Annotated in this window: 18 protein-coding genes; 14 read left to right on the top strand and 4 right to left on the bottom strand. The window is 69.8% G+C overall.

Annotated elements, in window-relative coordinates:
* Window positions 1–35: 35 nt before the first annotated feature.
* Window positions 36–1,559, top strand: a complete 1,524-nt coding sequence (locus tag ACIBK0_RS26645) for an amino acid permease (RefSeq protein WP_399084929.1) — start codon at window positions 36–38, stop codon at window positions 1,557–1,559.
* 73 nt (window positions 1,560–1,632) lie between these two features.
* Window positions 1,633–3,096 carry an ArnT family glycosyltransferase gene (locus ACIBK0_RS26640; RefSeq protein ID WP_399084926.1) on the top strand — a complete coding sequence of 488 codons (1,464 nt, stop codon included), beginning with the start codon at window positions 1,633–1,635 and terminating at the stop codon, window positions 3,094–3,096.
* A gap of 64 nt (window positions 3,097–3,160) precedes the next feature.
* On the opposite strand, the gene ACIBK0_RS26635 is transcribed toward ACIBK0_RS26640, so the two are convergent.
* Both ACIBK0_RS26635 and ACIBK0_RS26630 read right to left on the bottom strand, forming a co-directional pair.
* Window positions 3,161–3,583, bottom strand: coding sequence for an NTP pyrophosphohydrolase (locus ACIBK0_RS26635; protein WP_399084923.1), 423 nt, complete (start codon window positions 3,581–3,583; stop codon window positions 3,161–3,163).
* A gap of 4 nt (window positions 3,584–3,587) precedes the next feature.
* On the bottom strand, window positions 3,588–4,565 hold the full coding sequence (locus ACIBK0_RS26630; RefSeq protein ID WP_399084920.1) for a hypothetical protein: 978 nt from the start codon (window positions 4,563–4,565) through the stop codon (window positions 3,588–3,590).
* 20 nt (window positions 4,566–4,585) lie between these two features.
* On the opposite strand from ACIBK0_RS26630, the gene ACIBK0_RS26625 reads away from it, so the two are divergent.
* The 6 genes from ACIBK0_RS26625 to ACIBK0_RS26600 all read left to right on the top strand — a co-directional run bounded on the left by ACIBK0_RS26625 (window position 4,586) and on the right by ACIBK0_RS26600 (window position 12,674).
* Window positions 4,586–5,803 carry a CapA family protein gene (locus ACIBK0_RS26625; RefSeq protein WP_399084917.1) on the top strand — a complete coding sequence of 406 codons (1,218 nt, stop codon included), beginning with the start codon at window positions 4,586–4,588 and terminating at the stop codon, window positions 5,801–5,803.
* Window positions 5,804–6,105: 302 nt separating this feature from the next.
* Window positions 6,106–8,364 carry a HAMP domain-containing protein gene (locus tag ACIBK0_RS26620; protein ID WP_399084914.1) on the top strand — a complete coding sequence of 753 codons (2,259 nt, stop codon included), beginning with the start codon at window positions 6,106–6,108 and terminating at the stop codon, window positions 8,362–8,364.
* Window positions 8,365–8,370: 6 nt separating this feature from the next.
* Window positions 8,371–9,996 carry a poly-gamma-glutamate synthase PgsB gene (gene pgsB / locus ACIBK0_RS26615; protein ID WP_399084911.1) on the top strand — a complete coding sequence of 542 codons (1,626 nt, stop codon included), beginning with the start codon at window positions 8,371–8,373 and terminating at the stop codon, window positions 9,994–9,996.
* A complete protein-coding gene (locus ACIBK0_RS26610; RefSeq protein ID WP_399084908.1) occupies window positions 9,993–10,475 on the top strand; it encodes a poly-gamma-glutamate biosynthesis protein PgsC/CapC in 483 nt (160 codons plus the stop codon). Before pgsB ends, ACIBK0_RS26610 begins: the two co-directional genes overlap by 4 nt.
* A gap of 37 nt (window positions 10,476–10,512) precedes the next feature.
* On the top strand, window positions 10,513–11,568 hold the full coding sequence (locus ACIBK0_RS26605; protein ID WP_399084904.1) for an NlpC/P60 family protein: 1,056 nt from the start codon (window positions 10,513–10,515) through the stop codon (window positions 11,566–11,568).
* Between the two features lie 89 nt (window positions 11,569–11,657).
* A complete protein-coding gene (locus ACIBK0_RS26600; protein WP_399084901.1) occupies window positions 11,658–12,674 on the top strand; it encodes a hypothetical protein in 1,017 nt (338 codons plus the stop codon).
* A gap of 56 nt (window positions 12,675–12,730) precedes the next feature.
* Here ACIBK0_RS26600 and ACIBK0_RS26595 read toward each other — a convergent pair whose 3' ends face one another.
* A complete protein-coding gene (locus ACIBK0_RS26595; protein WP_399085098.1) occupies window positions 12,731–13,807 on the bottom strand; it encodes an LCP family protein in 1,077 nt (358 codons plus the stop codon).
* A 568-nt stretch (window positions 13,808–14,375) separates the two neighbouring features.
* Here ACIBK0_RS26595 and ACIBK0_RS26590 point away from each other — a divergent pair.
* From ACIBK0_RS26590 to ACIBK0_RS26565, 6 genes are all read left to right on the top strand, one after another.
* Window positions 14,376–15,455 carry a glycosyltransferase family 2 protein gene (locus tag ACIBK0_RS26590; RefSeq protein WP_399084898.1) on the top strand — a complete coding sequence of 360 codons (1,080 nt, stop codon included), beginning with the start codon at window positions 14,376–14,378 and terminating at the stop codon, window positions 15,453–15,455.
* The gene (locus tag ACIBK0_RS26585) at window positions 15,455–17,212 is read left to right on the top strand and encodes a polysialyltransferase family glycosyltransferase (protein WP_399084895.1); all 1,758 of its coding nucleotides are present in this window, start codon (window positions 15,455–15,457) and stop codon (window positions 17,210–17,212) included. Before ACIBK0_RS26590 ends, ACIBK0_RS26585 begins: the two co-directional genes overlap by 1 nt.
* A gap of 117 nt (window positions 17,213–17,329) precedes the next feature.
* Window positions 17,330–18,616 (top strand): DUF6716 putative glycosyltransferase, encoded by a 1,287-nt coding sequence (locus ACIBK0_RS26580; protein WP_399084892.1) that lies wholly within the window; start codon window positions 17,330–17,332, stop codon window positions 18,614–18,616.
* A gap of 137 nt (window positions 18,617–18,753) precedes the next feature.
* Window positions 18,754–19,956 carry a cytidylyltransferase domain-containing protein gene (locus ACIBK0_RS26575; RefSeq protein ID WP_399084889.1) on the top strand — a complete coding sequence of 401 codons (1,203 nt, stop codon included), beginning with the start codon at window positions 18,754–18,756 and terminating at the stop codon, window positions 19,954–19,956.
* A gap of 4 nt (window positions 19,957–19,960) precedes the next feature.
* Window positions 19,961–20,875, top strand: a complete 915-nt coding sequence (locus ACIBK0_RS26570) for an N-acetylneuraminate synthase family protein (RefSeq protein ID WP_399084886.1) — start codon at window positions 19,961–19,963, stop codon at window positions 20,873–20,875.
* Window positions 20,875–21,960, top strand: a complete 1,086-nt coding sequence (locus ACIBK0_RS26565; RefSeq protein WP_399084883.1) for a hypothetical protein — start codon at window positions 20,875–20,877, stop codon at window positions 21,958–21,960. Before ACIBK0_RS26570 ends, ACIBK0_RS26565 begins: the two co-directional genes overlap by 1 nt.
* A gap of 31 nt (window positions 21,961–21,991) precedes the next feature.
* On the opposite strand, the gene ACIBK0_RS26560 is transcribed toward ACIBK0_RS26565, so the two are convergent.
* Entirely contained in the window at window positions 21,992–23,128 is a 1,137-nt protein-coding gene (locus ACIBK0_RS26560; protein ID WP_399084880.1) for a hypothetical protein, read from the bottom strand.
* Between the last annotated feature and the right edge of the window lie 265 nt (window positions 23,129–23,393).

The following is a 23,393-nucleotide window of genomic DNA, read 5'->3' as shown; positions in this document are numbered from 1 at the left end:
TCATGTCGAGGACGACGAGCGCGGGAGGTACGGTCGTGAGCAGCACCCTCTTCAGAACGAAGAAGGTCGAACAGTCGATCTTGGACACTGAGGAGCCGGAGCACGCACTCAAGAAGTCGCTGTCCGCTCTGGATCTCACCGTCTTCGGCGTCGGTGTCATCATCGGCACCGGCATCTTCGTCCTCACCGGAAAGGTCGCCAAGGAGAACGCGGGCCCGGCGGTCTCCCTGGCCTTCGTCGTGGCCGGCGTCGTCTGCGCCCTCGCGGCGCTCTGCTACGCGGAGTTCGCCTCCACGGTCCCGGTGGCCGGATCCGCGTACACGTTCTCGTACGCCTCTCTCGGCGAACTGCCCGCCTGGACCATCGGCTGGGACCTGGTCCTGGAGTTCGCGCTCGGCACGGCGGTGGTCGCCGTCGGCTGGTCCGGCTACATCCGCTCGCTCCTGGACAACGCAGGCTGGCACATGCCGGCGTCGCTCAGCGGCCGGGAGGGTGCCACGGGGTTCGGCTTCGACATCCTGGCCGCGGCCCTGGTGCTGGTGCTCACCGTCATCCTCGTGCTCGGCATGAAGCTGTCCGCGCGCGTCACCGAGGTCGTCGTCGCCATCAAGGTCACCGTCGTCCTCATTGTGATCATCGCGGGTGCCTTCTTCGTCAATTCCTCCAACTACAAGCCGTTCATCCCGAAGGCCCACGCGGTCGAGGCGGCCGGCACCCTCAAGGCGCCGCTCATCCAGTTGATGTTCGGCTGGGCACCGTCCAACTACGGTGTGATGGGCATCTTCACCGCCGCCTCCGTGGTCTTCTTCGCCTTCATCGGCTTCGACGTCGTGGCCACCGCCGCCGAGGAGACCAAGAACCCGCAGCGGGACATGCCGCGCGGCATCCTCGGCTCGCTGTTCATCTGCACCGTGCTGTACGTCGCCGTGGCGATCGTGGTGACCGGTATGCAGCACTACAGCGAGCTGTCCGTGGACGCTCCGCTCGCCGATGCCTTCAAGGCCATCGGGCATCCCTGGTACGCGGGCGTGATCAGCTTCGGCGCCGCCGTCGGCCTGACCACCGTCTGCATGATCCTGCTCCTCGGCCAGACCCGGGTGTTCTTCGCGATGAGCCGTGACGGACTGCTGCCGCGCTTCTTCTCACGCGTCCACCCCCGCTTCAAGACCCCCCACCGGCCGACCATCCTGCTCGGTGTGGTGATCGCGATCCTCGCGGGCTTCACCAGCCTCAGCGAACTCGCCGAACTGGTGAACATCGGCACGCTCTTCGCCTTCGTCGTCGTCGCCATCGGCGTGGTCATCCTCCGGCGCACCCGCCCCGACCTGCACCGCTCCTTCCGCACACCGTGGGTGCCGTTCCTCCCGATCGTGTCCGTCCTCGCCACGCTGTGGCTGATGCTGAACCTGCCCGCCGAGACCTGGCTCCGGTTTGTCATCTGGATGGTGATCGGCTTCGTCGTCTACTTCCTGTACGGGCGTTCGCACAGCCGGCTGGGCCGTCAACAGGAGACGACGGTGGGCCAGGTACTGAAGCCGCCGGGCCGGGACGCCGAGTAATCGGCCCGGTTGATGCTCCGGCCCCGTATGTCCCGCTTCGGCCGAAACTGCGGGGCCGGATAGCGTGCACCGTATGCTCGCCGAGCTCCTGGGATCACCACGTTCCGTAGCCGAGTCGCGAGGATCGGGCCGCGGCTACTGGATACGGCTGCTGCCCGTCCTCGCGGTGCTGGTCTGTCTCACCCGTGCCCCCTCCTTCGTGCGACCGCTGTGGAACCCGGACGAGGGCTATCTCGCCGTACAGGCGCGGCTGCTGGCGAACGGGGGAGAGCTGTACGAGACGGTCGTGGACCGCAAGCCACCGCTTGTGCCGTGGCTGTACGAGGCGGCGTTCGCGGTGTGCGGCTCCGGCTCGCTCACCTCGGTACGGGTCCTCGCGGTGGTGGCCCAGCTGTCGACCGCCGTGCTGCTGGCGTCCCTGGCCCGGCGCCGCTGGGGCGCGGCGGCCGGGCGTACGGCGGGCGTGCTGTATCTGCTGGCCTCCATCGGGCTCAACCCCGAGGACGCGCAGGCCGCGACCTTCGAGGTCTTCATGTTGCCGTGCACGGCCGCGGCGATGTGGTGCGCCGACCGGCGCCGCTGGGGTGCGGCAGGGCTCGCCGTCGCGGGCGCGCTGCTGGCGAAACAGACGGGTGGGGCGGTGCTGGTCCCGGTGGTGTGGCTGCTGTGGCGGTCCGCGGCGGCGCCCCGAAGCGCCCTGGTCCGGCTGGGAGTTGGGCTGACCGTTCCCGTACTGAGCGCGGCGCTGGTCACCGACCCGGCGGGGTTCCTGTTCTGGACGGTCACCGGTTCGAGCGCGTACGCCTCCTTCACCGGCTCCGAACTCCACGTCCTGGTACGAGGGTTGGTCAACACTGGGATCCTGGCGGTGGCCTGCGCGGGGCTCATCCCTCCGGTCGTACGGGTGCTGCGCATCGCCCGCACGGGATCGGCGGAGCTGTGGCTCTGGCTGGCCTCGTCCGCGGTGGCCGTGTTGCTCGGCTTCCACTTCTTCGGCCACTACTACCTGCAGCTCATCCCGCCGGTCGCCTTGCTGGCGACGGCCGCGCTGCAGATCCTGCCTCGCGAGCGGTTGGTGACCGCGCTGCTCACCTCGGCGTGCTGCTGCACCCTGTTCCTTGCCTGGGGGCTGCTCGCACCGCGGCCCGAACTGGCCCACGCGCAGCGTCTCGCGGCGGCCCTCGGACAACGCACCACACCCGCCGACCGGGTCCTGGTGTGGGGCATACACCCGGAGACGTACTGGCTGGCCGGACGCACCCCCGCCACCCGCTATCTCACCGCCGGTCTGCTCACCAACTACAGCGGTGGGCGCGACGGCCCGCAGGTCGGCGAGAAGTACGCCGTCGGGGGCGCCTGGCCGGTGTTCCGGCAGGAGATGAGCGCGCACACCCCCGCCCTGGTCGTGGACGACTCCCGCGGCAAGCCATACGCCTCCGACCGCGTTCCGAGCCTGCGCCGCCTGCTGGCGGCACGCTACGAGGAGGTGGGGAGGGTCGACGGGGCGGTGCTGTACGCCCGGGTGCCGGGGGAGTGAGAGCCTGTGTCTGAATCCCGGCCGGGGTTCAGACACGGGCTCTGCGGAGCTCGGGCTGCTCCGGTCAGCCCAGTACGGCGCGCGGGCCGGTGACCTGGGCGCCCAGTTCCGCCACCCGGCGCCGCAGCTCCCGGTCGGCCGTCACGACCAGGCAGGGGCGGTCGCCGGCCGCCGCCGTGAGTTCCACGATGAGGTCGTCGCCGCTGCCGGGCGCCTCCTCCACGCGCACCCCGGGCACGGGGGCCGCGCCCCGGGCCGCGCCCTCGACCACCAGGATCAGCTCCAGCGGCCCGGCCAGGCCTCCCGCTCCGGACCGCGCGAACGGCACCAGCCGGTCCCGCAGGCGTTCGGCGGCGGCGCGGCGGTCGCGCCACCAGCCGTCGGGCACGGACCCGACGACGTTCGCGCCGTCCACGACGAGTAGTGGCAGGGGAATGACCGGGGCCGTGCCGCCCGGGGTGTCTCGGCCGTCCGCGTCGTCCGCCATGCCCTCAGGTTGTCACAGGGGCGGTCGCCCAGCGGCGTGTGATCTCGCTGACGGCGGTGGCCGCGCGCTCGGCGGGCGGTCCGTCGACGCGCACCTCGGGGGCGAACTCGACGTGCAGGAACGGCACGTGTGCGGCGTCGGCGGCCCGGCCCTCCATGTTCTCCTCGCCCTCCAGCGGGCAGTTCCGCACCCAGGCCCGGCACACGTGGAAGCCGTGCGTGCGCAGGGCGTCGGCCAGACTCCGGCCGTCCGCGCGGCCCGCCGATCCGGCACCGGTGGAGGCGACCACGTCGTAGCCGGGGGCGGAGGAGGCGGCCATGCCGTGCAGCTGGACCCCGGGCATCCCACGGCGGACCAACTCGGCGCAGACGGCGTAGAAGACGGTGTCCCGGCGGTGCGCCATGTCCGCGGAGTTCCCGCGTCCGGCTTTGCGATGTGCTCCCGCGATCACGAGAACGCCGCCGGGGGAGTCGCGCAGAACCCGGACGCCCAGCTGCTCGGTGCCGTGGTCGGCGACCGGGTGCGGTATCTGGACCGACCAGCGCGGATGGTGGTCCAGGTCCATATAGACCCGGCCCCAGCCGCGCGGCGTCACGGCGTCGTCGGTGCGGTCGGCCACTTCGGTGTAGCGGTGCTTGGAGACCCGGTCGAAGACGGTGCGTACCGTGAAGTCGCGTTGAGAAAGCAATCGTTTCGCTTGCTCGCGGTGGCCGTCTACGAGCAGGCCGACGGCCTCGGCGATGGCCGTACGGTCCGCTCGGCCGGGCTGCCGGTAGCCGTGGTCCGGGCCGAAGCGGCTGGTGTAGTCCTCGACCTCGCGCGCCAGGTCGACCTGCGGGGCACCCGCGCCGGAACGGGGGCCGGGAGCGGCCTCACCCCCGTCGCGAGTGGCGCGGAGCACAGCGGTCAGCCCGCCGGCCAGACCAGCGACAACCAGCAGAATTGTCGCGATCGTTATGATGCGTGGGCGAGTGGTTCTCATGGTTGTATCAAGATATCTCGGTGAACAAATGCCGTAGCCGCACCCTGCTGACCCTGCTGATCCCGCTCCTCCTCGTCGCCGCCGTCACCGGCTGTGGCCTTGTCTCGGACGACGGGGGCGACCAGGGCGGCGGGCGTTCCTTCACCGTCGCGGCGGCCGGGGACATCCTGATGCATCCCGAGCTGGTCGACCAGGCGCGCAAGGACGCCAAGCGCACCGGCAAGGGCGTGGCCGGGCTGGACTTCGGGCCGATGATGGCCGGGATCAAGCCGCTGATCAGCAAGGCCGACCTGGCGATCTGCCACTTCGAGCCGGTGATGGGCACCGAGAAGGGCCCGTTCGAGGGGTTCCCGGACTTCCAGGTGCCCCCGCAGACCGCGAAGACCATCAAGGACCTCGGCTACGACACCTGCTCCACCGCCTCCAACCACACGCTCGACCACGGTTACGCCGGCGTGAAGCGCACCCTGGACGCGCTGGACGCCGCCGGCGTGAAGCACACGGGCTCCTTCCGCACCCAGAAGGAGGCGCTCACCCCGCTGATCATGAACGTCAAGGGCGTGAAGGTCGCGCAGATATCGTTCGCGTACGGCTTCAACGAGCCGCACCAGATGCCGAAGGGCAAGCCGTGGGTCGCCAACCAGCAGAGCCTCGGCCGGATCAAGGCCGCCGAGCAGCGGGCCCGCAAGGCCGGCGCCGAGGTGGTGATCCTCTCCCTGCACTGGGGCCACGAGCATGAGCCGAGCGCCACCGCCACGCAGCTCTCCTTCGCCCGCCAGCTCGCCCACCACACCGGCATCAACCTCGTCATCGGCCACCACGCGCACGTCGTCCAGCCGATGGAGAAGGTCGACGGCCTCTGGGTCGCCTACGGCATGGGGAACCAGATCGCCCGGCACGAGCAGCCGACGGGGCTGACCGAGGAGGGCGTGATCGGATGGTTCACGTTCACCGAGCACGGCAAGGGCCACTGGGAGGTCCAGCCCCGCTTCGAGCCGACGATGCTGCAGATCCCGCCGGACGCCGAGAATGCCACGGACGGCGGCAAGGCCACTTACACCGACGACGACGCCCGGGACTACCGACTGCTGGACGTGCCGGCCGCGCTCCGGGGCGAGAACGACCTCACCGACGGGCAGCGGGCCCGGCTGCGGCTCGCCTTCGAGCGCACCGAGGGCACCCTGTACAACCGCGGCGCGGCCAAGGACGGTCTGAAGCCGCTGGCTCCGCTGCCCTAGGCCCTGTCGTCGACTCCGCTGCCCTGACGGCGGTCGCCCGAATGACGTGCGCGTCTGCCCAGAACTAGCCGCCTAAACGCGGATGTTGCGCAGATCACATGGGTAAGTGAGCAACTTTATGGGGCTCTTACCTATCTGAGTGCTGTGGGTACACCTGGGCAACAGTTGTGCCCATAACGCACACAGATTCGAAAACCGTCCCGGCTTCCCCGTGCGGACCGATCACCCGCACGCCCTGAGAGGACCCTCCCTTGGCGTCACCGCCCCCGTCGCGGCAGCACCGAGCCCGCCGACGAGCCGACATGTCGCTGATCGGAGGCATCCGCCCGCCGATCGCGGTCCTGTCGGTGCTGCTGCTGTCGCTCGCCGGTATCACAGCACTCGTGCTGGGCCGTGTCGACAACGGCGGGGTGCCGAAAGCGGTGCAGACCTCTCAGCAGCACTTCGCGGAGGACGGCGCCATCGCGCTGCGTGCCTCCATCGACGAGTCCGTCACCGACCTCACTCGGTCCGCCGCACTGTTCAGCGCCGGCCAGCCGGTCTCCGGCGACGCCGTCCTCGACAAGCTCGGCAGCACCTACCAGAAGTGGACGGGCACCGCCGTCGTCGAGATCCGCACCGGCAAGCTGGTCGCGGCCCGCGGCGAGACCGTCCCGCTGACCTCGGTGAACACCTCCACCCTCGGCGACGAGGGCGGACTCGCGCCGCGCATGGTCCAGCTGAAGAACGGCGAGGCGCGACTGCTGTCCTTCGCGCTGCTGTCCTGGCCGGGCAAACCGCAGCTGCTGCTCGTGGCCTCCAACAACCTGACGTTCCCCGGCATCAGCCTCGGCCAGTTCCGGTCCATCGCAGTGGTCGACCGCGAGGGCGCGATCCTCAGCAGCGACGGCATTCCCGAGCCCGAGCAGGTACGCACCAGCACCGACCGCAAGGAGATCAAGCTCTCCCGCAAGCAGCTGAAGGACTTCGCCCAGCTCGCCGCCCGCAAGGCCCGACAGGACCCGCGCAGCAGCAAGGAGCCCGGCACCAGCGGCTACCAGGGCGTCAGCGGCAGCCTGGTCGGCGGGCACGTGCTGAGCGACCGGTCCGTCGCCGGATACGCCACGCTGGCCGCACCCGACCCCGGGGAGGTCACCACCGCCTCCGGCCTCGGCCTGTCCGTGGTGGCCATGGTCAAGGTGGCCGAGGACCCCACCCGCACCCAGTCCCTGGTGGTCGGCCTGCTGGCGGGTGGCGCGCTCCTCGTCGTCGGCGCCATCGCCGTGGCGGTGCTGCTGGGCACCGTGCAGCGCCCGCTGATCCGGCTGTTCCTGGAGTCCCGCCGACTCACCCGCGGTGATCTGACCCGGCCCGTCACCGTCCCCGGCTACGGCGAGGCGCGCCGCGTCGGCCACGCCCTGGAACAGCTGCGCCGCCAGCTGCTCGGCGAGAGCGCCGACGCCACCGGCCCCACGGCGCGCCCGCGCGGACTGCGCCGGATCGGCACCCGGGCCCTGCTCGCCGTCTGCGCGGTGCTGCTGCTGGCCTGGTCGGCACCGCTGATGCTGCTGATCAACCGTGCCGACAGCACGGCCGTCGTACCGCAGCAGCTCGTGAGCGACCAGCGCGAACGCACCGACACGCTCAGCGACCGGGTGCGCCGCGCGCTCAACGAGGGCAGCGCCGACCTGGAGTCGGTCGGCTCCCTCATCGGCAACCGCACCGAACCCGAGGCCATGGAGAAGGTGCTGGAACGCACCCTCGACGAGAACCGGCGCTACCGCTCCCTCTACGTCGTCGACTCCTCCGGCGAGATCCTGGCCCGGAAGGGCAAGGACCCCAAGATGATCCGCTCCCACCGGGTCTCCGACACCCCGATCCGGCTGCTGGGCCGCGGCGGCAAGGAGCCCGTCGTCGTCGCCAACGCCGACATCCCCGGCCGGGACGGCGCACAGCTGGTCGGCGAGTTCCGCGTCGAGTTCCTCAACGCCCTGCTGACCCGGCCGGGTATGGGCGTGGTCCGCCTCGTCGACGACCGCAGCAAGGTCATCGGCGGCAACACCGGCTTCCTCGCCTTCCAGGGGCTGCCCGACGACCACCTCAAGGACCTGGTCGCGGCCAGCGCCCAGCGGCTCGGCAAGAAGGCCCGCGCGAACGGAGTGCTCTACCGCGAGCACGGCGTGCGGATCGCCGCCGCCGCCCCGTTCGCCGGCAGCGGCCCCGCCGAGTCCCTCGGCTGGAGCGTGGTCAGCTGGCAGCCCGCCAACCGGCTTGCCATCCCCGAGTACGACACCCAGAACCGCACCGTGCTCGCCGGACTGCTCGGCGCCGCCGCGGCCGTCGCCTGCCTGGGCTGGCTGCACATCGTGGTGGCCCGGCCGCTGCGCTCGCTGGCCGACCGGGCCGAGGCGCTGGCCGGCGGCGACCGCAAGACCGTGCTGTTCCCGCAGCACCACGACGAGGTCGGCGCGGTAACCCGCTCCCTGGAACTCATCCGGCAGCAGCTGCAGGACCAGCGCCGGCAGCAGCCCCGCCGCACCCCGCCCCAGGCGTCCGCGCCGCAGCAGTACACAAGGAACTGATCACCCGTGCTCTTCCTCTACACCGTGCTGTTGGTGTGCTGCGCGATCCTGTTCGTCGCGGGCATCGTGGAGCAGCGGCGGCACTTCACCAACCTGGACCAGATACCCAGCCGGGTCCTGGTCAACGGCATCCGCGGCAAGTCGTCCATCACCCGGCTGTGCGCGGGCGCCCTGCGCGGCGGCGGGCTGACGACCGTGGCCAAGACCACCGGCACCGCGGCCCGGTTCATCCACCCCGACGCCACGGAGGAGCCGGTCTACCGCAAGTTCGGCATCGCCAACGTGGTCGAGCAGATCGGCATCGTGCGGCGCGCCGCCGCGTACCAGCCGGACGCGCTCGTCATCGAGTGCATGGCCGTCATGCCTGCCCTGCAGGAGATCAACCAGTCCAAGCTGATCCGCTCCACGATCGGCGTGCTGTGCAACGTCCGCGAGGACCACCTCGCCGAGATGGGCCCCACCCTGGACGACGTGGCGCGCTCGCTGTGCCGCTCGATGCCGGAGGACGGCATCTGCGTCACCGCCGAGAAAGACCGCTTCGACATCCTCCAGGAGGAGGCCGACGCCCGGAACTGCCGGCTCATCTACGCCGACCCGGAGACGGTCAGCGACGAGGAGCTGCGCGGCTTCAGCTGGTTCACCTTCAAGGAGAACGTGGCCATCGCGCTGACGGTCGCCGAACTCCTCGGCGTCGACCGGGAGACGGCCCTGCAGGGCATGTACGAGGCCCCGCCGGACCCCGGTGTCCTCTCCGTCGAGCGCTATCTGACGCCTGAGGGGAAGAAGGTGCGCTTCGCCAACGTCTTCGCGGCCAACGACCCCGAATCGACGCTAATGAACATCAACCAGCTGCTCGACCTCGGCGCCATCCACCGCCCGCTCAACGTGGTCATCAACTGCCGCCCCGACCGCGTCGAACGCAACGGACAGATGGGCGAGATCATCCCCGACCTCGACCCCGAGCGCGTCTTCGTCATCGGCCACCCGGCCAAATCCGCCATCGACGCCATCCCCGCCGAGTTCCGCTCGCGCGCCGTCGACCTCGGCGGCGACAAGCGCGACCCGGAGGAGTTCATGGCCCGGCTGCTCGAGCAGCTCGGGCCGGACTCATCGCTGGTCGCGATCGGCAACATCCACGGCCAGGGCGAGATCCTGCTGGAGCACCTCGCCGAACTCCCGCCGGACGAGAGCGATGACGAGCCCGTGGGCGCGGCCCCGGCCGGCCGCACCGGGGCGGCGCCCGCCGTGGTCGAGCACGTCGAGACCGTGCAGCTGTACGCGCCCCGCATCGACCCGTACCAGGGTTACTCGGAGGCGTACGAGTCGCGCTACGCGCAGCAGCCGTACGTCCCGCAGCTCCCCGTGCAGCGCGACGCCCTGCACCCGTACCCGAACCCGGACCCGTACCCGGAGCAGGTGAGCCAGGCAGGGTACGGCCAGCCGTACCCGGACCACGTCTGGACGCAGCAGTACCGCGGTGACCAGCCCGTCCCCGACGCGCCGCAGGCGCACCCGGACAGCGGTCCCTCGCTCGGACAGGCCCCGTCCAGGGGGCTGTTCGAGCCCCGCATTCCTCCCCAGCCTTCCGCCGACGACAGCCAGCAGTGGCACAGCCCAGGAGAACAGCGTTGATCCCCTCCGTCCTCACCCCCGAGATCGCCGCGATCGGCATCGGCCTGGGGTTGATGTTCTCGCTGATGTGCTACCTGACGACCAACCTGTCGCCGGGCGGCATGATCACGCCCGGCTGGCTCGCGCTCACCCTCATCGAGGACCTGCAGCGGGCCGCGCTGGTGGTCGGCGTGACCGTCCTGACGTACCTCGCCACGCTGCTGATGCAGCGCTTCGTGATCCTGTACGGCAAGCGGCTGTTCGCGGCCGTGGTGCTCAGCGGCGTGCTCATCCAGGCCACCGTGATCATCGTGCTGCAGATGGAGTTCCCGCTGCTGTACGCCAACCAGACGCTCGGGTTCATCGTCCCGGGCCTGATCGGCTACCAGCTGGTCCGCCAGCCCAAGGGCGCGACGCTGCTGTCCGTCGGATCGGTCACCCTCGCCACCTATGTGGTGCTGACCGCCGGCATCCTGCTGGGCGCCCTGCCCTCCGCCTGAGTCCGCCTGTTCCCGACGTACACCAGGAGCCCTCACCATGCCGAAGCGCAAAGGCCGCCCCGTCGTCCACACGGCGACGGTGCTCGCGCTGCTCGCGGGCAGCGCTTACTTCACGTACGAACTGCGCAAGGACGAACAGGCGAAGGTCCCGGCCGCCCAGACGGTCACCGACAACGGTCTGCAGAACTCGGTCAGGGCGACCGGCAAACAGACCTGGGAGCGGCTGAACGACCCGGCGCGTTCCGTGCTGCGCGACGCCAAGGGCGCGGTGATCGCCACCTTCACCGACGGCGCCCGCACCGCCACCCTCAAGGGTCAGTCCCGCACCTTCAGCGAACCCGTCAACACCAGCACCAAGGTGGTCACCGACGACTGGGTCCGTCTCATGCCGGAACCCTGGACCAAGGGCGCCCAGAACCAGCAGTGGTTCAAGGACTGGTTCAAGGAGTACTACGGCAGCCAAGAGGACGACATCTTCGCGATCGCCTTCCAGTACGTGCAGGGCGCGCCGGTGAAGAAGGACTCCGCGGGCGTGCCGTACGCCGGTGACGCGGTGTTCGGTCCGTACAAGGCGGACGGCGTGGATCGCCTGGAGCAGAACGACTTCTACGACTACCTCGGCATCCCGTACACCTTCCGCAACGGGACCACGATGGACGCGCGCAAGGAGCGCTACCGCGCGCTGGACTGCTCCGGCTTCATGCGGATGGTGTGGGGCTACCGGTCCCGCTACCCGCTGATGGCCACCGACGCCCTCGGCGACGGCCTGCCCCGCTCGGCCAACGGCATGGCCCGCTCCAAGGTCGGCGTCGACATCATCAAGCTCCATGGCCCCGCCCCCTGGTACACCCGCCCGACGAACATCGACACGCTGCAGCCGGGCGACCTGCTGTTCTTCAAGATGGACCACCGCACCGCCGACCACATCGACCACGTCGCCCTCTATTTGGGCCTGGACACCGAGGGCCACAAGGTCTTCGTCTCCAGCCGCAAGGAGCAGAACGGCCCGACGATCGGCGACAAGGGCGGTGTCTCCCGCATCGACGGCAACGGCTTCTACGCCGGGCTGTTCCGCAGCGCCAAGCGCCTGTGAGCGGGCGGCGGGTGTCCCCCCGCTCGAGCGAGGCCGAGAGCTTGGGGGAGGGCCTCGGCGACGGGGCCGCCCCCGATTAAAGTGAACCGGTGAACGGCGACTGGCTCATACGTGGCCGCGACGGCAGGCTCAGTGTCTACCTGCTGTCTCAGGCCGCCGTCCGCTGCCGGGCTGAGCGCGGCCCCGGCGGCCCCTGGGACCCTCCGCGCACCGTGGGCGGCGACCAACGTCTGCATCCCGTGCTCGCCGTGGGCCAGGGCCCGGACGGCTACGCCCACCTCGTGTCCTGGCGCCCGACGGTCCGCGACGAGTCGGGCCTCGTGCACTCCACGCACTTCCGGCCGCGCCTCGCCGCCCTCGACTGGAACCCGATCGGGCACCCCGACAGGACGGGCGGCCGGACCGGCACGCCCGCCGTCGCGGTGGACGCGCAGGGGCGCGCCCATGTCTTCGTACGCAACGAGGGCGGCGGAGTGAGCATGCGCGCCCAGAAGGAGAAGGGCGGTTGGGCTCCCTGGCGCGACCTCAAGGGACGTGAGGTGCAGGAGGACCTGGCGGCGGTGACGGGAGAGTCCGGACTCGTCGAGCTGTACGCGGCCGTCCCGGGCGGCATCCTGCACTGGCGCCAGGAGGAGCCCGGCGCGCAGCCGGTCCTGGAGGAGGCCCTGGAGACGCCGGTGCGCCCGGGCACCCTCCGAGCCCTCGCCACCTCCCCGGAGTCCACCACCCTCTTCTTCACCGACGAGTCCGGGGACCTGTGTGCCTGGCGCCCCGGCGGCAAGCCGGTGCCGCTGCTCGCCGGCGCGGGGCCCGGCCCCGTCTCCGCCATCCGCTGCGAACTCGACGGCCACGACTGCACGTTGCTCGCCCAGCGCTCGGCGAGTGGGCGCGTCGTCTTCGCCGCGTATCCGACCGAGGAGGAGTCGGCGGGTGCGTGGTGGACCGAGTCCGGGCCTCAACTTCCCGCCGATGCACGGGTGTCGCTGGCGGAGGACGAGGACGGCCGGGTGGTGGCAGCCAGCCTCTCGCCCGGGAGCGGGGAGCTGTTCTTCACGCGGCGCAAGGACGAACCGGGTCTCGCGCTGGAGGCATGGCGGGCGGTGTGAACATCGCGCCGGCGGCATCGGCGGTCCCGTGCCCTTCCCCGTCGAGGATTCCCGGCTCATCCACCCGTCGCGGGCGACTTCTTGGCGGACTTGGGGATCTGCGAGTCCGTGCGGATCGCCTTCCACAGCGTCGTCGCCTGGGGTTCAGCGGCCACCACGCGGTTGGGGTCGACCTTGTCGTACGCCACCGGCAGCATGATCGTCTCCATGGTGGCGGGGTCGATGCCGTTCATGCTGCGGCCGAACTTGGCCAGCTTGGTCAGGGAGGCAAGACCGGAGTCGGTGGTGAGCGAATCGGTGAGGTTGTCGGCGATCCGGTACGCCTTGGTGGGGCTGCCCAACAGGTCCTGCTTCTTGATCTCGGAGAGCAGGGCGAGCATGAACTGCTGCTGGAGTCCGATGCGGCCGAGGTCGCTTCCGTCGCCGATGCCGTGCCGGGTGCGGACGAACTGCAGGGACTGGGTGCCGTTCAGCTCGTGGGTGCCGGCGGTCAGGTCCAGGCCGCTGGACTTGTCGTGGATGTCCTGGTCGACGGTGACCGTCACCCCGCCTATGGCGTCCACGAGGCCCTTGAAGCCCGCGAAGTCGATCTCCATGTAGTGGTCCATCCGCACCCCGGACATCTGCTCCACGGTCTTCACCACACAGGCCGGACCAGCCGCCGAGTACACGGAGTTGAACATCACGCGCTTTGCGGACGCAAGCGTGGAGCCGTGCGAGGTGGTGCACTCGGGCCGGGTCACCAGGGTGTCGCGGGGGATGCTGACGGCGACGGCCTTCTTGCGGCCCTCGGGTATGTGCATCACCAGCGCGGTGTCGGAGCGCGCCCCGGAGACGTTGCCCGTGCCCAGCGAGGCGTTCTTCCCGGCGCGTGAGTCGGAACCGAGGATCAGGATGTTCTGCCCGGAGGTGGGCAGCTTCTCGGGCCGGTCGTCGCCCAGCGCTTTGTCGATGTCGACGCCCTGGATGTTGCCGTTGAGGCTGCTGTAGAGCCAGTAGCCCGTGCCGCACCCCACGAGCACCAGGACGAGCAGTCCGTAGCCGATGATTCTGCGCGCCCGGCGCGGTTTGCGGGTGCGGTCCTTGCGCGCGCGACCTTTGCGGTGTGAAGAGGGCGCTGCTTCGGGACTCATCGTGTCGGGGCTCATGTCGCTCGATTCCTCGGTGCCCGGCGGTCGTGCAGAACCGCGATGTGGTCGACGGCGGTTCCGTACCGCGTCGATGCGTGACGGTGGTGCGACACCAGAAGCCCTGAACGGCCCGGGCGCGCGGCGGTGCGCGTCGGAGGGGGGAGCCTGCGCAGGGCGTCATCGCGAGGGAGGGGGCCAGAGCCCGCAATGAATCACACAGGTGCTCGAGCACTATAGACGGGCCGTCAGGGATTGCGGAACGTCGGCCGATTCGGGCTCGGAGGTGTGGACAGAGTCACACCTCAAGATCAATGTCGGTTGAAACTACGAACAAAAGTAGTCAGATGGTACGGGTGATCAGATCGTTCCTGGACAAAGGCAAGAAGATGGTGTGAACATTCAGTGAGTGCAGTCATGGCGTTGAGCTTGGTGCGCCAGACCTGCCCGGGGGGGCAGGTGGAGTTCAGCATGGACAGTGTTGTCGCGTACGACCCCGCTGCTCGTGTTGTATGTCCGCCGTCCGGAACACGTCCGGCGGCACCGAGGTATTGGAGTCGAGGCGCCGCCAGTGATGCTTTCCGTCATCGTGCCGATGTACAACGTGCGCGACTACTGCACCACCACACTGAAGTCCCTGACGTTCAACGCCCGGCACGACTTCGAGTTCATCGTCGTCGACGACTGCTCCACCGACGGTACCTTCGAGATCCTCCAGCGAGAGATCCGCAAGGTCCCCGGTGGGGTGCTCTACCAGAACCCTCAGAACTCGGGCATCTCGTCGACCCGGAACGCCGGTCTGCGGATGGCCAGGGGGAAATACGTCGCCTTCCTCGACGGCGACGACTGGTTCGCGCCCGGCTATCTGAACCAACTGGTCGGGGCGATCGAGCAGCTCGGCTGCGACTTCGTCCGGACCGACCACGTCCGCGTCGTGGGCAAGAAGCGGGAGGTCGTGCGCTCGCCGCAGGCCGTACGCAACACCCTGCTGGCGCCCATCAAGTCGATCATGCCGGTGGACGCGTCGACCATGGTCGACTATCCGCTCGTCTGGGCCGGCATCTTCAATCGCGAACTGCTCGCCCGGCGGGGGCTGTTGTTCTTCGACGAGAAGCTGCGCACGGCCGAGGACCGGATGTGGACCTGGCGTCTGCACCTCTACGCGCAGTCCTACGCGGCGGTCGACCTGGCCGGCATCTTCTACCGCCGCGACGTCTCCACGTCCCTCACCCGCATCCCCGACGAGCGCCAGCTCGACTTCATGCCGTGCTTCGACCAGGTCGCCCAGGAGGTGGCGGCCCACCCGTGGGGGCGCCACATCATGCCCAAGGTGATCCGGACGTACTGCGCCATGATGGCCATCCACCTGGACCGCGCGGACACCTATGAGGACGACGTCAGGGCCCTGCTGAAGAGCCGGGTGGCCCAGGCGCTCGACCGGCTGCCGCAGCGACTGCTGGAGCAGACCCTCGAGGAGATGGGTGAGCGCCGGGCCGGGCTCATCAACTCCGTGTGCGACGCCGCCCCCGCGGCCCGGCCCGAGGGTGCCGACGTACGCCTCCTGCCCAACAACGGGCGCAGGGCGGCCTGGGAGGCGCGCCCGGGCCGGCCGAACCAGCGGCAGAACCCCCAGAACATCCGGGTCACCGCCTGATGTCGACTCAGATTTTCGTCGCTTCCACCCTCTACGGGGCGCTCACCTTGACCGCGGCGATCGACTCCGGCCAGTTCGGCCCGGCCAAGGGCTCCCGCCGCATTCTCGTGGTGTGCACCAACACGGAGATCCCGGAGGTCACCACGCCGCTCGACGGCATGCAGGGCTTCGAGGCGCTGCGCCCCCGTTTCGACGCGGTGATCTCCTGGAACTCGGTGATCTTCCCCTACCACCCGAGCCTGTGGGACCCGCGCGTCGAGGACGTCCCCATGTGGCGCGAACTGCTCGGGCTGCGCTGGAACATTCAGCCCGGACCGCTGGAGCTCGTTGTCGAGTCCATCCAGGTCAAGCCGGCGCTGGCGTTCTGCAAGATCTTCCGCGAGGCACAGATCACGGTGTACGCCGACGGCCTGATGACCTACGGGCCCACGCGCAACGCGCTTGCGCGTGACGTCTACTCGCGCATTCGGCGCACTCTCTACCTCGATCTGATCCCCGGTCTGCGCCCCCTCCTGCTGAGCGAGTACGACGTGCCGCCCGAACCCGTCGAACGGACGTCGGTGCAGCGGGTCTTCGCCGAGTTCGGACAGTCGTGCGGGCCGGTGCTGGCATCCCTGATACCGGCCGGCTTCCCCGCCGGGCGCTCCGGGGCGGCCATGCTCCTCGGCCAGTACCTGTCGAGCATCGGGCTGCTGACCGAGGAGGAAGAGGAGGCGCTGCACCTGCGGATGTTCGAGTCCGCGGTGAACATCGGCTTCACCTCGGTCCTCTTCAAGCCCCACCCGAGCGCCCCGCAGAGCTTCACCGATTCCCTGGTCGTGCGGGCCGCGGAACTGAACGTCCAGTTGCTGGTGCTCGAGACGCCGCTCCTCGCCGAGGCCGTGTACGGATATCTGCGGCCTGTCGTGGTGATCGGCTGCTTCTCCACAGCGCTGTTCACCGCCCGCGCGGTCTACGGGATTCCGGCGGCCACGGTCGGCGCCCGCGAGGTCCTGCGGAAGATGCGTCCCTACCCCAACAGCAACCGCATCCCGGTGACCATCTGCGAGGTCGCCCTGCCGGACCTGGAGGGCAACGGCTTCGCCGCGGCCGACCTGCTGAACAATCCCGGGTGGGTCCGCGAGGAACTCGCCGAGTACGTGGCGACGGTCGGGTACTGCATGCAGCCGGACCGGAACCCGCACTTGAGGGAGCGCGCCGTCGCGTACGTGACACGTGTACTCCCGCAGATGGACGTACGCCCCGCGCTGCGCATGCACTTCAAACCGGACCTGCTCTACAAGCTGTCCCTGCCGGGTGCGCCCTCGGAAGCCGAGATGCAGATGCTGGAGAACGCCAAGAAGGCCAAGCAGGGCAAGGGCGGGCCGAACGTGAAGCCGGCTCAGGAGGAGCTGACGGTCGAGTCCTTCAAGGACCACCTGGAAGCGGGGGAGACCGACGCGGCCCGGCGGATCGGTGAGGGCATCCTCAAGGAGCGCAAGCCGATGGACGTGCTGATCGGCATGGCGCACCTCTACATCAAGGACGAGGACCTCGAGCAGGCGAAGCGGATGCTCTCGCTCGCGGCGATGGCCGGGGACGAGCGCGCGATGACCTGGATCAAGATCGCGGAAGTGGCCGCCCTGATGGGCCGGGACGGCAAGTCGCTGAGGGTCTTCGCGGCCGAGGAGGCGCTGCGGATCAACCCTGAGTCCAGCGCCGCGGCCCGGCTGGTCAAGGCTCGAGGCGCGCGCAAGGTGGTCAAGGCCATGGGATGAACCCGGGCACGCAGTAGGCACACGTCCCCATAAGCAGGCGAGGCCTCCTCAGGTTCGATCCATCGGTCAATGGCCGATGGGACGACAGCGGCGAGGCGAGAGAGAGCAGCAGAGGCGATGCGGATTCACGTACTCGCCGACTCCGACACCCGGTGGAAGTGGGGTGGGGAGTTGGCACAGCGACTCCACCCCGATCCGTGGGTGCACGCGCACATGCTCAACGGCCGGGCCACGCCCACCGCGCGGCAGATGGCGGAGGTGGGCATCGAGCCCGCCGCCGTCACCCAGTCCTCGGTCGCCGAGTTCGTCACCAGCCCCGACCTCGCGCAGGCCGACGTCCTGATCGTGGGGTCCGTCGGCGGCACCACGCAGGCGGTCCTGCACGGACTCGCCCGGAACTTCGAGGGTGTGCCCCGCCGCCCGGTCCTGGTGACCGGCTATGTGGGCGTCGTCTACGAGAACTTGACGGACGGTCTGCTGCTGCGCGCCGGCGCGGACGTGGTGCTGGCCAACAGTCCCTTCGACGCGCGCAGGTTCCGGGAGATCTACCGCGGCCTCGGGATCTCCGACAGCTGCGTCGTGCAGACGGCGCTGCCCTTCCTCGCGGACCAGCAGTACGATCCCTCGCGCACCGGCGCGACCCACCCCTTCACCGTGACGTTCGCCGTCCAGCCCTCCGTGCCCGAGGACCGCGACGGGCGCCTCTACATTCTGCGCCGCGCCATCCAGCACGCCCGCCTCCGCCCCGGACGCGAGGTACTGATCAAACTGCGCTCCCGGCCCGGCGAGCAGACCACCCACATCGAGCCGTACCACTACGAGACCCTGGGCGAACAATTGGGCGAGCCGCTGCCGCCCAACCTGCAGTTCGTCTACGGCAACATGGCCGAGGTCCTCGACCGCACCGACCTTCTGGTCACCGTCAGCTCCACCGCGGCCCTGGAGTCGATGCACCGCGGCATCCCCACGGTGATCCTCAGCGACCTCGGGGTCCGGGAGCCGCACGGCAACCACTACTTCACCGGCTCCGGCTGCGTCGCCTCGTGGAACGAGATCGACGAGGGGGCCCAGCCGTACGCCCACCCGGGCTGGCTGGAGGAACAGGGCATCCTGGCCCGAGATCCGTACGCGCAACTGCGTGAGCGGGTCACGGGTCTGGTGCGGTCGCCGGCTCTGCCGCCGATCAGGCCCTATTACACGATGCAGAACGCTGCGGGCTATCTGCCCCGGCTCCTGGCCAGGCGGGGCCTGGCCCCGGACGGGACACCGCTGCCCCACGCGGCGGGTCCTTCCGGCGACCGGCACGGTCTGCTGGCCCGGACCTCACGGAAGGCGCTGCGTCGCGCCTACCGGTTCGGTGTCCAGACCGTAGCGCCGAAGATCCAGCGCTGGGGCGGTCTCTGAGAGCCCCGGCCGCCGGCCATCCTCCTTCCCCCCACTGCTCCACCCCCCCCACGTAGCTCCACTGCTTCGCCTCCCCCACACCTGCTCGACCGCTCCACCGCCCACCGCTGCCTGCCCGTCTCCTCACGAGGTCCGACATGTCACCATCCGTTCCCGCGCCCGTCGTTGTCGCCGTCATCCCGGCCCGCGGCGGTTCGAAGGGCATCCCCGGCAAGAACATCGCCCCCGTGGCAGGGGTGTCGCTGATCGGCCGGGCGGTGCGTGCCTGCCGCCGGTCACCGCGGGTGACCCGGGTCGTGGTGAGCACGGACGCCGAGAGCATCGCGTCGGAGGCGCGCCGCCACGGAGCGGAAGTGGTGCTGCGGCCCGCGGAGCTCGCCTCCGACACGGCGTCCAGCGAATCCGCGCTGCTGCACGCGCTGGACACAGTCGAGGAGCGGCACGGCGAACTCATCGACGTCCTGCTCTTCGTCCAGGCCACCAGTCCGTTCCTCGCCGCCGAAGACGTCGACGGCGTCGTGTCCGCCGTGCTCGACGGGGGCGCCGACTCCGCGTTCACGGCCTCTCCCTTCCACGGGTTCGTGTGGCGAGGCATCCGCGAGGAGGGCGCGGCCGTGGTCGTCGCCGCCGAGGGCGTCAACCACGACAGCGCCGAGCGGCTGCGCCGGCAGGATCGTCCCGAGGAGTTCCTGGAGACGGGCGCCGCCTACGCCATGCGCGCCCAGGGCTTCCGCGACAAGAACCACCGCTTCTTCGGGAACGTGGCGGCCGTCCCCGTCGACCCGGCCCGCACCCTCGAGATCGACGATCCCACCGACCTGGAACGGGCACGGGCGCTGGCCGGACTCGTCGACGAGCCGCGGTTCCCCACCCGCGCCGAAGTCGACGCGATCGTCCTCGACTTCGACGGCACCCAGACCGACGACCGCGTGTGGATCGACGCGGACGGTCACGAGACGGTGGTCGTCCACCGGGGTGACGGGATGGGGATCTCCCGACTCCGCAAGGCCGGGATCCCCGTCCTCATCCTCTCCAGCGAGACCAACCCCGTGGTCTCCGCCAGGGCACGCAAGCTCGCCATCCCCGTGATCCAGGGGGTGGAGAGCAAAGGCGTCGAGCTCCGCAGGTGGTACGAGGCCGAGGGCATCGACCCTCGGCGCATCGTCTACGTGGGCAACGACGTCAACGACCTGCCCTGCTTCGAACTCGTCGGCTGGCCTGTCGCCGTGGCCGACGCCCACGACATCGTCCGTGAACAAGCGCGCGCCGTGACCACGTCACGCGGGGGCTACGGCGTTGTCCGCGAAATAGCAGCACACCTTCTTGGAAAGGCTCTCTGAACCCATGCACTACCCCCGTACCCGACAGATCGGTTCCCGCGTGGTCGGCCACGGCGCGCCGGCGTACGTCATCGGTGAGATCGGCATCAACCACAACGGCGACCTCGACAACGCCATCGCACTCATCGACGCCGCCGCGGAGGCGGGCTGCGACGCGGTCAAGTTCCAGAAGCGCACCCCGGAGATCTGCACCCCGCGCGACCAGTGGGACATCGAGCGCGACACCCCCTGGGGCCGGATGACCTACATCGACTACCGCCACCGCGTGGAGTTCGGCGAGGACGAGTACCGAGCCATCGACGAGTACTGCAGAAAGCGCGGCATCGACTGGTTCGCCTCCCCGTGGGACACCGAGGCCGTCGCCTTCCTGGAGAAGTTCGACGTCCCGACCCACAAGGTGGCCTCAGCGTCGCTCACGGACGACGAGCTCCTTCGCGCCCTGCGCGCCACGGGCAAGACGGTCATCCTGTCGACCGGCATGTCGACGCCGGCCCAGATCCGGCACGCCGTCGAGGTCCTCGGCAGCGAGAACATCGTGCTGCTGCACGCCACCTCGACGTACCCGGCGAAGGCCGAGGAGCTCAACCTCCGCGTCATCAACACCCTTCAGGCCGAGTACCCGAACGTCCCGATCGGCTACTCCGGCCACGAGATCGGCTTGCAGACCACCGTCGCCGCCGTCGCCCTCGGTGCTTGCATGGTCGAGCGCCACATCACCCTGGACCGCGCCATGTGGGGCTCGGACCAGGCCGCCTCGGTGGAGCCGCAGGGCCTCACGCGCCTCGTCCGCGACATCCGGACCATCGAGGCCTCGCTCGGCGACGGCGTCAAGAAGGTCTACGAGTCCGAGCTCGGCCCGATGAAGAAGCTGCGCCGCGTCGCCGGTGTCGTGGCCGAGACGGTGACCTCGGTCGCGTGATGAGAACCCTCGCCCTGGTGGAGAGCCCCGCCCAGCTGCTGAACGTGGCGGAATGGGCGTATTGCGCCCGTCAGGGCGGGGCCGATGCCCACCAGGGCGAGGATTCCGCTCTCCAGGTTGCGGTGCTGCTTCCCCTGGACCCGTGGTCCAGGGTGCAGCTCGCCCGGGTGGCGGAACTGACCGCCGGCCACGGACTGGACATCGCGCGCTTCGAGATCCGGTCCGGAACGGTCAGCCGCGTGCGGCAGTTCGCCGCCGTGCGCAGATTGGTCGCGGGGGCCGAGCGGCTGGTCGTCGGTGACCTCTTCTCCGGAATGGTGCAGACATTGCTGCCCTCGGCCAAGGCCCGGGACCTGGTGATCGTCGACGACGGAACGGCGACCACGGAGTTCGTACGCATCGTCACGGAAGGCCGACGGCTGACCCGTTGGCATCAACAGACGAACGGCGCCGGGCGGGGCGGGAAGGCGATGGACTGGCTCTCCGAACCGTCGCTGCTGCGCTCCCTGTTCACCTGCATGGAGGTCGCCCAGCCTCCCGGCATCCAGGTCGTGTCCAACGCGTATGCCTGGACCCGCTCCCGTTTCCCGCATCCGACGGTTCGAACGGGTGCCGACCTGCTGGGCACTTCACTGGTCGAGACGGGGATCGTGGGGGAGGAACGGTACCTCGACGCGGTGCGGGCCATCGTGCGCGCGCGAGGGGTGGACCGCTATCTGGCCCACCGCCGCGAAAGCAGGGCGAAGCTCCGGCGCATCGCCGAGGTCACGGGGGTGAGTGTGCTCCGGCCCGACCTTCCCCTCGAACTCCTCGCGGCCCAGGGGCCCATCGGTCACACGGTGCTGACGTTTCCCTCCACCGTGGCGCACACCTTGCCGATCGTCCTGGCAGGACTGGGAATCCATATCGAACTCTGCGAGATCGACGAGGCGTGGTTCACACCGGACACGACCTCCCATGCGGCGGACTTTCTGCGGGAGATGGCGGAGTCCGCGAAGAAGCGGCACGGGCTGCCGAGCATGCGGCCCGGCCCAGGTTCCGGATCATCCTCGTACGCGGCTGACCGGCCGGGACGTCGGAGCTGAAGGGCGGGGCGCCACTTGACGGGCGGGTGCGTCAGATCTGACGCCATTGCCCCAGCGCGAGCCCGTCCGCCGACGACTGCCGGGTGACGCGGGGAGCGCCGTCGGTGCCGAGCAGAGCCAGGACGATACGGCCGTTCGCGTCCAGCGTGACGATGGGGTCGCCCAGGCAGGGCTGGCCGACCTCTGCCCACTGCACCCCCCACTCCTCCGCGTTGGTCACGAACGCTCCGAAGACGGGGCTGCCGCTGAGGCCGCGGTGGACGAGGACGGTGCAGTCCTGCCCGTCGATCCGAGTGCGCAGCGCGGAGGGGGTACCGCCGCCGGGGGCGCCGCCGATCGGTACGACGGATCCGTTGGGGCGTATCGCCAGGAGACTCGAGGAGTACGCGTCATTGACGTAGTAGGTGAGCTGGTCCTCGGAGGTCTCCAGGGCCACTCCGGTACCCGGGACGATGGTCACGGGGATGTCTTCAAGGCGCTCGAACTGGCCGCCCTGAACGGGCTGTTGCCAGTGGTGCACAGGCTTGTCCGACGGTGCGAGCACGCCGATGCGGCCCTTGGAGGTGACACCGACGACCACCCCCTCGTGCAGCGCGCTGCCACGCAGGTCGTGCCAGGGGCGCCACTTGCCGTCCTTGTCCTCGTGGCGCAGATGCAGTCCCCGGCCGGCGTTACGGACGAAGACGTGCAGTATTCCGGCGCCGTCGACGGCGCCGATGGGATATCCCATGCGGGGATGGCGGTCGTCGGTGTCCTTGTAGGGGTTGGCGATCGCCCGCCATTCGTTGATCGGCCGACCCGACTGGTACTGCATGGTGCACATCAGGTCGACCGTTGTCCGGCCGTCGGCGTGCCGCCGGGTGCGACGGGCGAGGAAATGCAGATAGCCGTTGGCGCCCTGCACGATCGACAGGTGAGTCAGTCCCGCCGGAACGGGGAAGAACGCGGGGCCCTCCCAGTCGGGTCCGCCCGGCCGCACCTCTGTCCAGCGCAGCAGGCCGTCGGCTGCCAGGGCGAAGAGGGAGAGGCGTCCGTCCGTCCCGCGGGTGAGCCATGTACCGCCGACCGGATGCTCGGCTCTGTGCGCGGAAGTTCTGTGTGCGGAAGACGCCGGTTCGTCGACACCGGTCCGGGGCGCGCGTCGCGCGCTCCTCGATCTTCCCCGCATGATGTGCCGTCCACCCTTCCGTCGGCCTGGAACGGCCTCCCCACACAGCGACCTGAATTGACACATTATAAGCCGGAGACTATTTCAATCCTTCACCATGTCGCCTATTTGTGATCAGCTCCCGGATGCTGACATGTGATCGCCCCCGAGACGACGAGAGAGGGCTCCCGCCGCCGCCGGCGGGCGACCCCAGCGTGGGGTACCGGGCACCGCCACCCACACCCACCCCCCCCGGCCGCGCAACCAAAGCATGAAACCCCGCCCG

The organism is Streptomyces sp. NPDC050564 (assembly GCF_044457265.1).
Taxonomy (GTDB): domain Bacteria; phylum Actinomycetota; class Actinomycetes; order Streptomycetales; family Streptomycetaceae; genus Streptomyces.
Note: the sequence above shows the minus strand (reverse complement) of the source record. Positions and strands in the feature narration are given on the sequence as shown.